Here is a 12,834-nt window from a genome sequence, read left to right as displayed (position 1 = left end):
GCGTGCCTTTACGTCCTCGGAGTGAGGGTGGGGGAGAGTCCCAGTGGGCGGAGGCTTCCCTCACCCCCGGCCCCTCTCCCGGGGGGAGAGGGGAGAAGAGCGGAACTCACGCCAGCGCCGTACGCAGCTCGTTGGCGATGGCCACCTGGTCCAGTTCCTGGCCGATGACCACCAGGCGGGTACCACGGGCCTCGTCTGCAAGCCACTTGCGGTCGAAGTGCTTGTCGAAGCGCTTGCCGACGCCCTGGATCAACAGGCGCATGGGTTTGCCGGGGATGGCGGCGAAGCCCTTGATGCGCAGGATGTCGTGGCGCTCCACCAGTTGCGCCAGAGCTGCCAGCAGGGGCGCTTCCTCCACTTCCGGCAGGTCGACGTGGAAGGAGTCGAACTCGTCGTGGTCGTGGTCCTCATGGCCTTCGTGGTCATGGTGGGTGGGGCGACTGTCGATGTGCAGCTCGGCCTCGGCGTTCAGGCCCAGCAGTACGGAGAGCGGCAGCTTGCCGGCACTGGCCTCGACTATCTTCACCGCCGGCGGCAGTTCTTCGGCCACTTCCGCGCGCACGGCGGCCAGGGCTTCGGCGTCGAGCAGGTCGGCCTTGTTGAGGATCACCAGGTCGGCACTGGCGAGCTGGTCTTCGAACAGCTCGTGCAGGGGCGATTCGTGGTCCAGGTTCGGGTCCTGGCGGCGCTGTTCGTCCACCTGCTCGGGGTGGGCGGCGAAGGTGCCGGCGGCCACGGCCGGGCTGTCGACCACGGTGATCACCGCATCCACGGTGCAGGCATTGCGGATTTCCGGCCACTGGAAGGCCTGCACCAGCGGCTTGGGCAGGGCCAGGCCGGAGGTTTCGATAAGGATCTGGTCGAGGTCGCCACGACGCGCCACCAGCTCGCGCATCACCGGGAAGAACTCTTCCTGCACTGTGCAGCAGAGGCAGCCGTTGGCCAGTTCGAAGACGCGGCCCACGGCTTCTTCCTCGGTGCAGCCGATGGAGCATTGCTTGAGGATTTCGCCGTCGATACCCAGTTCGCCGAACTCGTTGACGATCACCGCGATGCGGCGGCCTTCGGAGTTGTCCAGCATGTGGCGGAGCAGGGTGGTTTTACCGGCGCCGAGGAAACCGGTGACGATGGTGACGGGGAGTTTTGCCAGGTTCTTCATGGGCTGCCCTTTTTCGGTTCGGTGATTGGGCAGGCATGACGAGCGCAGCGGGCCGGGCCCGCGCAACGGATTCGCCACCGGAACACCCCGCCCGGGTCGTAAAGCATTGCGAGGCAGGTCTCCTGGCTTACGTCCCCGCCTTGGCGCGGCACCTTCGCCTTCCCGCTGTCGCAGTGGCATACCGAAGGGCCTTGGGGGCGTTCACAGTTGCGGGGGCAGCCGTGGCCTCGACCACGTTCCCTCTTAGCTCCGGCACGGGGCCGGAGAACCTCGAAAGGGCGAAGGCTACGCAGCGTCCGAGCGACGGTCAATCGCGCCAGTTGACGCTTTGTCGGACTCGTGATGTCCTAGCACGGTTTTTTTCAGGTGCCCTGCGTCGTCGTGCGTGGGGTGAAACGGGAAGTCGGTGCGTCCATTCTCGGACTAGTCCGACGCTGCCCCCGCAACGGTAAGCGACCGTAGGGTTAAGTACGCCACTGTGCCGACACGGCATGGGAAGGCATGCCCATCCTGCCCCTGGCAGGCGTCGCAAGCCCGGAGACCGGCCTGAATCAGCTTTTTGGCAACCCGCGGTGGGCGGGCGCAAGCCGGAAATCGGGGTGCATCCGTGCCCGCTTCCCTCGCGCGCGTTCCTCTGCCGGTATCACTCGCAACGCAGAGGGAATTTCCATGACCAGCCGCACCCTGTCCCATTCCGCCGCCTCTTCCTCGACCCTGGCCCAGCGCCTGGTACTGGCCATCGGCGCCGGCCTGATCGGCCTGTCCCTGGTGTATTTCGCCGGTTTCTCCCATATCGAAGCCGTGCACAACGCCGCCCACGATACCCGCCACAGCGCCGCGTTCCCCTGCCACTGAGTGATGCCCCGATGATCAAGCGTATCGTCCAGACTGCGGGTTTCGCGGGTCTGATCGCCGCCCTGGTGCTGACCTTGCTGCAGAGCCTGTGGGTCACCCCGCTGATTCTCCAGGCGGAAACCTATGAGAACGCCGAGCCGGCTGTGTCGGTGGCGCACGAAGAGGACCATGAGCACGGTGGCGCGGCCGTGGCCCATACCCATGAACACAGCGACGAGGCCTGGGCGCCGGAAGACGGCTGGCAGCGCACCCTGTCCACCGGCGGCAGCAACCTGGTGGTGGCGGTGGGCTTCGCCCTGATCCTCGCCGGGCTGTTCAGCCTGCGCGGTCCGACCCGCGCCTGGCAGGGCGCGCTCTGGGGCCTGGGCGGTTTCGCCACCTTCGCCCTGGCGCCGTCCCTGGGCCTGCCGCCGGAGCTGCCGGGCACCGCCGCTGCCGACCTGGCCCAGCGCCAGGCCTGGTGGATCGGCACCGCCTCCGCCACCGCCGTGGGCCTGGCGCTGGTCGCATTCGGCCGCCACTGGGCGCTGCGTGTCGTCGGCCTGGCGCTGCTGGTGATCCCCCATGTGGTGGGTGCGCCGCAGCCGGAGGTGCATTCCAGCCTGGCGCCTGAAGCCCTGGCCCGTGAGTTCATCGCCGCGTCGCTGATCACCAACGCGGCGTTCTGGGCCGTGCTGGGCTGGGCCGCCGCCTGGCTCTACCAGCGTCACCCCGCGCCTTCCGCTTGAGGCTGGTCGCCGGGCTGGGCTGCCGCCGCGATTGCCCGGCGGACGAGTTGCAAGGCCTGCTGTTGCAGTGCCTGGCCGAGGCCGGCGCCTCCCTCCACGAGCTGGTCGCCCTGGCCAGCAGTGAAGCGAAGTCTGCAGAGCCGGGGCTGAAGGCCCTGGCCGAGCGACTGGGCCTGTCGCTGCAACTCCTGCCTGTGGATATCCTCAGGACCTACGAAGAACGCCTGAACCGGCCGTCCGAGAAGGTTCGGGACGTCACCGGCAGTCCGGGTGTCGCCGAAGCCGCCGCCCTGGCCCGGGCCGAAGCCCTGTTCGGCGGCCGGGCCGTCCTGCTCATCGACAAACGCCGCAGCGCCAGCGCCACTTGCGCCCTGGCCTGCATCCACCACGAGGCTGAACGGCCATGACGGTCTATTTCATTGGCGCCGGACCTGGCGATCCGGAGCTCATTACGGTCAAGGGCCAGCGGTTGATCCGTTCCTGCCCGGTGATCCTCTATGCCGGCTCGCTGGTGCCCGAAGCCGTGCTGGCCGGGCATGGCGCGGAACAGGTGGTGAACACCGCCGAATTGGACCTGGAGCAAATCGTCGCCCTGCTGGCCGGAGCCCATGGTCGGGGGCAGGACGTGGCGCGGGTGCATTCCGGCGATCCGTCCCTCTATGGCGCCATTGGCGAGCAGATTCGTCACCTGCGTCGACTGGGGATTCCCTACGAAGTGGTGCCGGGGGTGACCGCCACCGCCGCCTGCGCCGCACTGCTGGGCTGCGAGCTGACCCTGCCGGAGGTGTCGCAGACGCTGATCCTCACCCGCTACGCCAGCAAGACCCGGATGCCGGAGGGCGAGGCCCTGGGCGATCTGGCGCGCCATCGCGCAACCATGGCCATTCACCTGGGGGTGAGCCAGTTGGCGAAGATAGTCGAGGAACTGCTGCCGCACTACGGCGCCGATTGCCCTATCGCCGTGATCCACCGTGCCAGCTGGCCGGACCAGGAGCAGGTCACCGGCACCCTGGGCGATATCCTGCCCAAGGTGGCGGCGCGGGATTTCCGCCGCACGGCGCTGATCCTGGTGGGCGAGGTGCTGGCGGCCGAAGGTTTCGCCGACTCATCCCTCTATCGCACGGATCACGCGCACCTCTACCGCCCGGGGAAGGCACAGCCGCCACGCGGCTAGTGACGTACGGCGGTGAAACCCGCAGAATGCGGCTCTTATGCGGCGGGCACAGGGCCCGCCCACTCCCTCTAACCGGCTTTAAGCGACCTCTTTCTCTATGCGAATGCGCTTGATGCTGTTGGGCGGCGGCAATTCACTCGGACAGGCGCTGATCCGCCTCGGCGCCGAGGAAGACATAGGTTTTCTCGCTCCGCGTCCGCCCGAACAGGGCTGGGACGCCGCCAGCCTGACCCAGTTGCTCGATGACACCCGGCCCGACGCCGTGGTCAACCTCGCCTATTACTTCGACTGGTTCCAGGCCGACGAAGTCAGCGACACCCGCCTGACGGCCCAGGAGCGCGGGGTGGAACGCCTCGCCGAGCTTTGCCAGCACCACGGTATCGTCCTGCTGCAACCCTCCAGCTACCGGGTCTTCGACGGCTCCCGCGCCACCGCCTACAGCGAGAAGGACGAGACCGTGCCGCTCAGCACGCGCGGCCAGGCCATCTGGCGCATGGAACAGAGCGTCCGCGCGACCTGTCCCAAGCATGTGCTGCTGCGCTTCGGCTGGTTGCTGGACGATAGCCGCGAGGGTTCCCTGGGGCGTTTCCTCAGCCGCGCCGAGCAGGCCGACGAGATCTGCCTGGCCGATGATCGCCGCGGCAACCCGACGCCGGTGGACGACGCCGCGCGGGTGTTGCTGGCAGTGCTCAAGCAGCTGGACTGCCAGGCACCGCTGTGGGGCACCTATCACTATGGCGGCCACGAGGCGACCACGCCCCTGGCCCTGGGCCAGGCCCTGCTCAGCGAGGCGCGCAGCCTGCACCCGCTGAAGGTGCAGGACGTCACGCCCCAGGCCCACGCCGCCCGCCCGGACGCTGCGGAAGAACCGCAGAACGCCGTGCTGGCCTGCAAGAAGATTCTCCATACCTTCGGTATCAAACCGCGTGCCTGGCGCGCGGCTCTGCCGAACTTGCTGGACCGATACTACCGCCATGGCTGATTCGCCAATCCTCATCACCGGCGGCGCCGGCTTCATCGGCTCGCACCTGGCCGACGCCCTGCTCGCCAGGGGGCATGCCGTACGGGTGCTGGACAATCTGTCCACCGGCAAGCGCGCCAACCTGGCGCTGGACAACCCGCAGCTGGAGCTGATCGAAGGCGATGTGGCCGATGCTGCACTGGTGGCGCGGTCCATGGCCGGCTGCAAGGCGGTGGCGCACCTGGCCGCCGTGGCCTCGGTGCAGGCTTCGGTGGACGATCCGGTGAGCACCCACCAGAGCAACTTCATCGGCACCCTGAACGTCTGCGAAGCCATGCGCGAGCACGGCGTAAAGCGCGTGCTGTTCGCGTCCAGCGCGGCGGTCTACGGCCAGAACGGCGAAGGGCAGGCCATCGATGAGGACACTCCCAAGGCTCCGCTGACGCCCTACGCGGTGGACAAGCTGGCCAGCGAGCAGTACCTGGATTTCTACCGCCGCCAGCACGGCCTGGAGCCGGCGGTGTTCCGTTTCTTCAATATCTTCGGCCCGCGCCAGGACCCGTCCTCGCCCTATTCCGGGGTGATCAGCATCTTCACCGAGCGGGCCCTGGCGGGCCGGCCGATCACGGTGTTCGGCGACGGCGAGCAGACCCGCGACTTCGTCTATGTCGGTGACCTGGTGCAGGTGCTGGTGCAGGCGCTGGAGGCGGAGTGGCTGGAAGCCGGCCCGGTGAACATCGGCCTCAATCAGGCCACCAGCCTCAAGCAACTGCTCGCTGCCATCGGCGACGTGCTGGGCGGCCTGCCACCGGTGACCCATGCCGAAGCGCGCGCCGGCGATATCCGCCACTCCCGGGCGAACAATGCGCGACTGCTGCTGCGTTATGACTTCCCACCGGCGACGCCGCTGCGCGAGGGTGTGGCGCGGCTGCTGGGGCGCTGAGCCGCGGGCTCATAAGGGACTGTCCTTGTAGGGGCGAATTCATTCGCCAAGCAGACCGCAGGTTTGCCTTTCGAGCTTGCAAGGGGCTGCTGCGCAGCCCTTGGCGAATGAATTCGCCCCTACAGTGATTGCGCTTCCCCCCGCCCACAGAAAAGGCGCCCGAAGGCGCCTTTTTGATGGGGAGTGTCCTGACTCAGAACTTGTAGCCGACGCCAACCATGTAGACCCACGGGTCCACATCCACGTCGACCTTCACCTTGCCCACGCCAGCCAGATCGGTGGTGGCGGTGGTGTCGATGTCGATGTACCAGACCGCGGCGTTGAGCAGGATGTTGTCGGTCAGCATGTAGTCCATGCCCACCTGCGCGGCCAGGCCCACGGAGTCGTCCAGATCCAGGTTGCTGAAGCCTTGGGCTTTGCGTTCGCTGGTCAGGTCTTCGTCGAAGAACAGGGTGTAGTTGATGCCTGCGCCGACGTAGGGCTGGAAGGCCGAGTTCGAGTCCATCGGGTAGTACTGCAGGCTCAGGGTCGGCGGCAGGTGCTTGATGTCGGCCAGCTTGCCGTCGAGGGCGCCCAGGCCTTTCACGCCGACTTCATGCTTGAAGGGGGTGGCGGCCAGCAGCTCCAGGCCGATGTGGTCGGTGAGCATGTAGGTGCCGGTCAGGCCCAGTTGGGTGTCGCTGTCCAGGGTGGCCTTGGTGCCGCCCACCTTGGCGCCGGCGATGGACAGGTTGGAGCTGTCTTCATTCGGGGCGACGGTGGCGGCGCCTGCGCGGACGATCACGTCGCCGGCCTTGTGGGCCTGGGCCAGGGGCGAGGCTATGGCGAGGGCGAGCAGGGAGGCGGTGAGAATATGCGTGCGCATGGATGGCTCCAATGAGTTCTAAATTTACTGTGCTGGAGCCAGTTTCTTTAATTAGGAAGCTTCGTATCTTGATCTAGAGCAATGTCGCCGTGGGTGGACACGAAAAGGCCCGGGAAGACCGGGCCTTGGTGCATCCAGGGTCAGCTGGACGGCGATTCGTAGGGGTAGATCTTGCTCGCCTCCATCTGGTAGCCGGCTTCGGCCAGCTCGCTGCTGCTGGCCTTCACCTCGAGCGGTCCCTCGATCCAGAAGGGCTCGTAGAGGGCATCCATCAGCACGCCCAGTTCACTCTTCACATGGACGATCTGGTTCGACGGCGGCGGCGGCACGTGGATGCAGGCGCCGAAGTAGGGCACCAGGAGGAACTCGGTGACGCGGCCTTCCTCGGTCACGTCCAGCGGCACTATGTAGCCGGGCAGCTTCACCTCCTGGCCATCCAGTTCCTTGACCACCGGTGCAGCCGGCGATTGCTGGCTGGCGGCCGGGCCGGCTTCGGCGCTGAGGGCGTCGGACAGTTGCGAGAGGTCGTGGATCGGTGCCGGCGGAGCAGGTGGCGGGGCGCCTTCGGGAATCATCTCGGCCCAGGTGAGTTCGCGTACCTCGCCGGCCCAGAGTGGGGTGCAAAGGGTCAGCAACAGGGCCAGCAGGATGCGCTTCATGGGAGTCTCACAGGCGAATGGACAGACCGTCGGCCAGCGATTGCCGGTAGGCGCGCCAGGCTGGCACCACACCCATCAGCAGGGCGGCGGCCAGAATAGCGCCGAGCAGCGCCCACTCATAGGGGCTCGGCACGGCCAGCGGCAGGTAGAGTCCGTAGGTTGCCTGCACATAGCCTTGGCTGAGGCCGATGCCGAGATACAGCAGGCCCACACCCAGCACCGCGCCGGCCAGCGCCAGGGCGAAGGCTTCCAGCACCAGCAGGCTGCCGATATGCCAGGGCCGCGCGCCCACCGAGCGGAGGATGGCCATCTCCCGGCGGCGCTCGTTGAGACTGGTGAGAATGGCGGTGAGCATGCCGATCAGCCCGGTGAGCACCACGAACAGGGAGACCACGAAGAGCGCCCTCTCCGCCGTGCCCATCAGGCTCCACAGCTCCTGCAGGGCCACGCCGGGGAGGATCGCCAGCAGCGGTTCACCACGGTATTCATTGATCTGCCGTTGCAGCGCGAAGGTGGCGATCTTGCTGTTCAGGCCGAGCATGAAGGCGGTGATGGCCCTGGGCTGCAAGTCCATGGCCCGGGCCTGGTCGGCGTTTACCTTGCCGGCCCCGCGCGCGGGTACGCCGTTCTGCCAGTCCACGTGCAGCGCTTCCATGCCGGCCAGGGAAATGTGCAGGGTGCGGTCCACCGGGGTGCCGGTGCGGGCGAGGATGCCGACCACGGTGAAGGGCTTGTCGTCATGTTGCACCAGGCTGACGGTGCTGACGCCGTGGGCCAGCACCAGCTTGTCCCCCAGCTTGTAGTGCAGGGCCTCGGCCACCTCGGCGCCCAGCACCAACTCGAACATGTCGGTGAAGGGCTTGCCTTCGGCCAGTTGCAGCGGCCGGCCGCGGCCATAGCGGTAGTGCTGGAAGTAGGCGGCGCTGGTGCCCAATACCCGGTAACCGCGATGGGAGTCGCCGAGGGAGATGGGGATGGCCCATTTCACCCGCTTGTCCTGGCTGATGGTTTCGAAGCTGTCCCAGCGGATGTTGTTGGTGGCATTGCCGATGCGGAATACCGAGTAGAGCAGCAGGTTCACCGAGCCGGAGCGCGCGCCGACGATCAGGTCGGTACCGCTGATGGTGTTGGCGAAGCTGGCGCGGGCCTCGGTGCGCACGCGTTCGACCGCCAGCAGCAGGCATACCGAAAGGGCAATGGCGAAGACGGTCAGCCACGCGGTGAAACGGCGGTTGGCGAGGCTGGCCAGGGCCAGGCGCAGCAGATACATCTCAATCCTCCTCGAGGCGCGCGGCGCGATTCAGCTCGGCCAGGGACAGGCTGCGGTCGAACAGCGGGGCCAGGCTCTGGTCGTGGCTGACGAACAGCAGGCTGGCGCCGGCCTCGCGGCATTCGGCGAAGAGCAGCTGGAGGAAGGCCTCGCGGGCATCGAAGTCCAGGGCCGAGGTGGGCTCGTCGGCGATCACCAGTTCTGGCTGGCCGATCAGCGCGCGGGCGGCGGCCACCCGCTGCTGCTGGCCGATGGACAGGGCGTCGGCCCGGCGTTGCAGCAGCTCTTCCTTCAGGCCTAGGTGGCGCAACAATGTGGCGGCGGCCGCATCGATGCTGCCGTGGCGCTGGCGCGCACGTTCGGCACGCAAGCGCGAGAAGCGGCAGGGCAGCTCGACGTTCTCGCGCACCGAGAGGAAGGGCAGCAGGTTGAACTGCTGGAAGATGTAGCCGGTGTGGTCGACGCGAAAGTGGTCGCGGGCGCTGGCCGAGAGGCTGGCCAGGTCCCGGCCGAGCAGGCGGATGCTGCCCCGGCCGGGCTTCTGCACGCCGCCGAGCAGGCCGAGCAGGGTGGTCTTGCCGCTGCCGCTGGGGCCCTTGAGGAACAGGCTTTCGCCCCGTTGCAGGCGGAATTCGGGAATGTCCAGCAGTTCCGGGTGACCGGGCCAGGCGAAGCCCAGCCCCTGGAGTTCGATCAGTGTCTGGCTCATGGGACTACGACCGGGTTGCCCCGGGCGGTTCTGGGGAAATTAGAAGCTCAGGCTGGCGTTGGTGGAGGTGAGTTCCGCGCCTTGCTGGCCCTGCGGGCCGATCAGTTGTACCTGAATTCTTTCGGTGGCGGGGAAGGTCTTGAACAGCTGGGTGAGGTCCAGGGCCTTCAGTGCTTCGGGGCTGGTGCACTCCAACTGGTAATGGGCATGCACCTCGCTGTGCTCGGGGTCATGGTCCTTGGCGCGCTGGTCATGCTGTTCGCTGCCGAACAGCGGGCTTTCTATCTCCTGGGAGGCCAGCGTGCAGCCGGCCGTGGCGGGAAGGGCGAAGAGTGCCAGGGGCTGTTCCAGCCGGGCGCGGGCGGCGGCGACCATGGCCCTGTCGGCGTCGCTCGTGGCTGCATGTTCGAAGCCCACCAGGTTCATCGCCGGGCTTTCCAGTTCCAGCTCCAGGGTCTTGCCATCCAGCGCGGCGTTCAGGCGCGCCACCCCATGCTCATGGGCGCCGAGGCTGCCGTGTTCCTCGTGCTCGTGGTCATGGGCGTGTTCCCCCGCCTCTGCGGCGGCCAGGGGCAGCAGGGCGAGCGGTAGGGCGAGCAGCAGGCGGCGCATGGGGATCTCCGGCATGGGTGAAAACTTTCGTTACGTTATAACAAATGTAGGCAGCCTGCCAGCGCCGTGGGAGCATTGCCCATTCGTTTCTGGAGGAGTTGGACATGTTGCGCATACGCGGACGGATCGGCGACTGGCCGGTAGACCTGACGGTGGAGATGGATGCCGAGGACTGGGACCGGTTGGCCAGCCGACTGACGCCCGAAGTGTCGGCCAAGGCCCCGGCCGCGGTATCGGCGCCGGCCGCGCCGCGCAGCGACGGGCTTTGGGAGACCGCCCAGCAGCTCCTGCGCGAGGCCGGGCAAATGGACGGGCCGCGCCTACTGGCCGAACTGGAAGCCCTGGCCGGCAGCATGGCGGCGGGCAAGCGCCTGCTGGTGCGCCTGCGCCACAGCGAGCAGGTGCATGTCGAGGTGCGGGAGGATGCACCGCTTTACATCTGGAAGGGCTGAGGAGCGATGCCTGAAGGCCGTATGCGTTGGGCTTCGTGCCTCAGCCCAACCTACATGTAGGTTGGTGCCGAGCCTGCGAGGCCCAACGGCCGGAGCGATCAATAGATCGCGTTGTACAGCTTGCGGCGGTAGGTGGCGACCAGCGGGTGGTCGTTGCCCAGCAGGTCGAACACCTGCAGCAGCGTCTTGTGGGGCAGGCCGTTTTCATAGCCGCGATTGCGCACGAACAGCTTGAGCAGGGCGTCCAGCGCCGGCTCGTACTGCTGGCGGGAGAGTTGCTGGATGGCCAGCTGGTAGACCGCTTCGTCGTCGCCGGCATCCTGCGCCAGGCGCGATTTCAGGTCGGCCACTTCCGGCAGGTCGGCGGCCTGGCGGAGGAAGGTCAGCTGGGCGCGGGCACCGGCCAGCGCCTGCTTGTGCTCGTCGCTCTTCACCGCATTGAGCACGGCTTCCGCCTCGCCCAACTCGCCGCGCTCGGCCAGGCAGCGGGCGTAGAGGATCAGCCCGGCGGCGTTGGTGTTGTCTTCGGTCAGCAGTTGCTTGAGCAGGGTCTCCGCCTCACTGATGCGGCCTTCGCTGAAGGCGGTCTGGGCGGCGTCCAGCAGGTTGCCCTGGGGCGTGGCGGGCATCTGCACATGGGGCTCGAGCATGGCGCGGATGGCCGATTCCGGCTGGGCACCGGCAAAGCCGTCCACCGGCTGGCCGTCCTTGAACAGCACCACGGTGGGCAGGCTACGGATGCCGAAGCGCATGACGATGTCCTGCTCGATGTCGCAGTTGACCTTGGCCAGCAGCAATTCGCCCTGATAGGACTCGGTGATTTGCGCCAGCAGCGGCATCAGCGCCTTGCAGGGGGCACACCAGTCGGCCCAGAAGTCCACCAGCACGGGCTTGTGGAAGGAGTTCTGAATCACCGCCTGTTCGAAATCGGCGCCGGTGGTATCGAAAATGTAGGGACTGTCGCTCATCTGGGCTCTCGAAAGCGCAAAAGGATGGGCGAATCATACGGCTGCCGGCGGCGGCCGCCTACCGGGGAACACGACATCTGCGCGAGCATCGGGCCTTCCCGCTACTCGGTCTGCTTTAGCTGTAGGGGCGAATTTATTCGCCAAGCGCCCCGCAGGGGCGCCCCGACTCCGAGCTGATCAGAGCGAATTCATTCGCCAACCGGGCCGAAGGTCCGGCCTCGGGAAACCATTCGGGAGCGCTGCGCGCTCCTTGGCGAATGAATTCGCCCCTACAAGGGAGGTTGCCCCGCAGCGGGATTCTCACCGAATCGCGTGATACAGGCTCACATTGCGGAATTCCGCCGGCTCGGCCAGGTCCGGCCAGGTGCAGGCGTCCAGCACCGCCAGGCGGGTGTAGAGCGGATGCTGGAAGTCGCGGACCCGCGAATCCGCCACCAGGGCCTGGCGGCCGCGGGTCAGGAAGTGGTCCAGCAACGGAAGGTTGGCGCGGTCGTAGAGTACGTCGGCGACGATGATCAGGTCGAAGCGGTCCTCTTCCTGGAAGAAGTCCGCCGAATAGCTCAGCTGCACGCCGTTCAACTCCGCGTTGGCGCGGCAGGCCTCCAGGGCCAGCGGGTCAAGGTCGCAGGCCACCACCTCGGCGGCGCCCGCCTTGGCCGCAGCGATGGCGGCAACACCCGAGCCGGCACCGAAGTCCAGCACGCGCTTGCCGGCCACCCACTCGGGTTTCTCGGCCAGCCAGCGTGCCAGGGCCAGGCCGCTGGCCCAGCAGAAGCACCAGTAGGGCGGCTCTTCGAGGATGCGCCGGGTTTCTTCCGGGCTGAAGGCGCGGTCCATGTTGTCGGCGTCGATCAGCCAGAGCTTGAGGTCGGTGCCGGGCAGGGTTGCCACCGTGAGGCTGGCGTCGCCCAGCAACTGGCTCAGGGCCTGCTGCAATTTATCCGGGGCCTTCATGGCGCGGGCACCATTTGCAGCGGGCCCAGGGATTGGCTTTCCGGCTGCAGGATGAGGCGCGGTTGCAGCTTGAGGATCAAGCGCCCGGAGAGACTGGCGCGGCCGCGCAACTCGACCCGTTCCCCACGGGGAAAGGCTTCCGGGTTGAACAGCAGGCGAAAGGGCAGGGGACCACCGTTGCCGTTCAGCACCAGGCTGGCGAGAAGGCGCTGAGGGCGATCGCGGGAGTCGATGGCGAGCAGGGCCAGCTCCACTTCGCTGCCGGCGGGGGGTGCCTGCAGCACGCCACTGATTTCGCGCAGATGGGCGGGCGTGGCCTCCACCTTGGGCTGTGGCGCCGGAGCGGACAGTTCCGGGGCGGGCTCTTCGCTGGCGCATGCCGCGAGCAGGGCGGCCAGGAGCAGGGGGAGAAGTGGGCGCATCTGGGCTTCCTGATCTCTATGCGCGGGCCTTATAGCGCAAAGCCGTCGGCTTGTCTTGCCCCGGGGATGCGCTACCATGGTCCACCTTTTCCATGGATGCCCC

Annotated in this window: 16 protein-coding genes and 2 riboswitches; of the genes, 7 read left to right on the top strand and 9 right to left on the bottom strand. The window is 67.2% G+C overall.

Going from position 1 to position 12,834, the window contains the following annotated elements:
* Nucleotides 1–106: 106 nt before the first annotated feature.
* Nucleotides 107–1,159, bottom strand: coding sequence for a cobalamin biosynthesis protein CobW (gene cobW / locus ACFW0H_RS16030; RefSeq protein WP_422914879.1), 1,053 nt, complete (start codon nt 1,157–1,159; stop codon nt 107–109).
* Between the two features lie 95 nt (nt 1,160–1,254).
* Nucleotides 1,255–1,447, bottom strand: a riboswitch (cobalamin riboswitch).
* 59 nt (nt 1,448–1,506) lie between these two features.
* A riboswitch (cobalamin riboswitch) is annotated at nt 1,507–1,723 on the top strand.
* Between the two features lie 99 nt (nt 1,724–1,822).
* On the opposite strand from cobW, the gene ACFW0H_RS16025 reads away from it, so the two are divergent.
* From ACFW0H_RS16025 to ACFW0H_RS16000, 6 genes are all read left to right on the top strand, one after another.
* A complete protein-coding gene (locus ACFW0H_RS16025) occupies nt 1,823–2,014 on the top strand; it encodes a CbtB domain-containing protein (protein WP_422914910.1) in 192 nt (63 codons plus the stop codon).
* Between the two features lie 11 nt (nt 2,015–2,025).
* Complete coding sequence (locus ACFW0H_RS16020; RefSeq protein ID WP_422914878.1) at nt 2,026–2,742, top strand: CbtA family protein; 717 nt, start codon at nt 2,026–2,028, stop codon at nt 2,740–2,742.
* Entirely contained in the window at nt 2,739–3,149 is a 411-nt protein-coding gene (locus ACFW0H_RS16015; protein ID WP_422914877.1) for a cobalamin biosynthesis protein, read from the top strand. Before ACFW0H_RS16020 ends, ACFW0H_RS16015 begins: the two co-directional genes overlap by 4 nt.
* Nucleotides 3,146–3,916 (top strand): precorrin-4 C(11)-methyltransferase, encoded by a 771-nt coding sequence (gene cobM, locus ACFW0H_RS16010; protein WP_422914876.1) that lies wholly within the window; start codon nt 3,146–3,148, stop codon nt 3,914–3,916. Before ACFW0H_RS16015 ends, cobM begins: the two co-directional genes overlap by 4 nt.
* Before the next feature lie 97 nt (nt 3,917–4,013).
* Nucleotides 4,014–4,898, top strand: a complete 885-nt coding sequence (locus ACFW0H_RS16005) for a sugar nucleotide-binding protein (protein WP_422914875.1) — start codon at nt 4,014–4,016, stop codon at nt 4,896–4,898.
* Nucleotides 4,891–5,820 (top strand): NAD-dependent epimerase/dehydratase family protein, encoded by a 930-nt coding sequence (locus ACFW0H_RS16000; RefSeq protein ID WP_422914874.1) that lies wholly within the window; start codon nt 4,891–4,893, stop codon nt 5,818–5,820. The genes ACFW0H_RS16005 and ACFW0H_RS16000 overlap by 8 nt, the downstream gene beginning before the upstream one ends.
* Nucleotides 5,821–6,013: 193 nt before the next feature.
* On the opposite strand, the gene ACFW0H_RS15995 is transcribed toward ACFW0H_RS16000, so the two are convergent.
* The 5 genes from ACFW0H_RS15995 to ACFW0H_RS15975 form a co-directional block, all read right to left on the bottom strand.
* Complete coding sequence (locus tag ACFW0H_RS15995; RefSeq protein ID WP_422914873.1) at nt 6,014–6,685, bottom strand: OmpW/AlkL family protein; 672 nt, start codon at nt 6,683–6,685, stop codon at nt 6,014–6,016.
* 140 nt (nt 6,686–6,825) lie between these two features.
* On the bottom strand, nt 6,826–7,344 hold the full coding sequence (locus tag ACFW0H_RS15990; protein ID WP_422914872.1) for a DUF3299 domain-containing protein: 519 nt from the start codon (nt 7,342–7,344) through the stop codon (nt 6,826–6,828).
* A 7-nt stretch (nt 7,345–7,351) separates the two neighbouring features.
* Nucleotides 7,352–8,614, bottom strand: coding sequence for an ABC transporter permease (locus ACFW0H_RS15985; protein ID WP_422914871.1), 1,263 nt, complete (start codon nt 8,612–8,614; stop codon nt 7,352–7,354).
* Nucleotide 8,615: 1 nt separating this feature from the next.
* Nucleotides 8,616–9,323, bottom strand: a complete 708-nt coding sequence (locus ACFW0H_RS15980; protein ID WP_422914870.1) for an ABC transporter ATP-binding protein — start codon at nt 9,321–9,323, stop codon at nt 8,616–8,618.
* Nucleotides 9,324–9,362: 39 nt separating this feature from the next.
* Nucleotides 9,363–9,935 (bottom strand): DUF2796 domain-containing protein, encoded by a 573-nt coding sequence (locus ACFW0H_RS15975; protein ID WP_422914869.1) that lies wholly within the window; start codon nt 9,933–9,935, stop codon nt 9,363–9,365.
* A 104-nt stretch (nt 9,936–10,039) separates the two neighbouring features.
* On the opposite strand from ACFW0H_RS15975, the gene ACFW0H_RS15970 reads away from it, so the two are divergent.
* Nucleotides 10,040–10,387: a hypothetical protein gene (locus tag ACFW0H_RS15970; RefSeq protein ID WP_422914868.1), complete on the top strand. Its 348-nt coding sequence runs from the start codon at nt 10,040–10,042 to the stop codon at nt 10,385–10,387.
* A gap of 98 nt (nt 10,388–10,485) precedes the next feature.
* Here the strand turns inward: ACFW0H_RS15970 and trxA are convergent, their stop codons facing one another.
* The 3 genes from trxA to ACFW0H_RS15955 all read right to left on the bottom strand — a co-directional run bounded on the left by trxA (nt 10,486) and on the right by ACFW0H_RS15955 (nt 12,731).
* Entirely contained in the window at nt 10,486–11,355 is an 870-nt protein-coding gene (gene trxA / locus ACFW0H_RS15965) for a thioredoxin (RefSeq protein ID WP_422914867.1), read from the bottom strand.
* 300 nt (nt 11,356–11,655) lie between these two features.
* On the bottom strand, nt 11,656–12,309 hold the full coding sequence (locus ACFW0H_RS15960) for a class I SAM-dependent methyltransferase (RefSeq protein WP_422914866.1): 654 nt from the start codon (nt 12,307–12,309) through the stop codon (nt 11,656–11,658).
* Entirely contained in the window at nt 12,306–12,731 is a 426-nt protein-coding gene (locus tag ACFW0H_RS15955; protein WP_422914865.1) for a YbaY family lipoprotein, read from the bottom strand. The genes ACFW0H_RS15960 and ACFW0H_RS15955 overlap by 4 nt, the downstream gene beginning before the upstream one ends.
* Nucleotides 12,732–12,834 lie beyond the last annotated feature (103 nt).

The organism is Metapseudomonas cellulosilytica (genome assembly GCF_049334135.1).
GTDB lineage: Bacteria > Pseudomonadota > Gammaproteobacteria > Pseudomonadales > Pseudomonadaceae > Metapseudomonas.
Note: the sequence above shows the minus strand (reverse complement) of the source record. Positions and strands in the feature narration are given on the sequence as shown.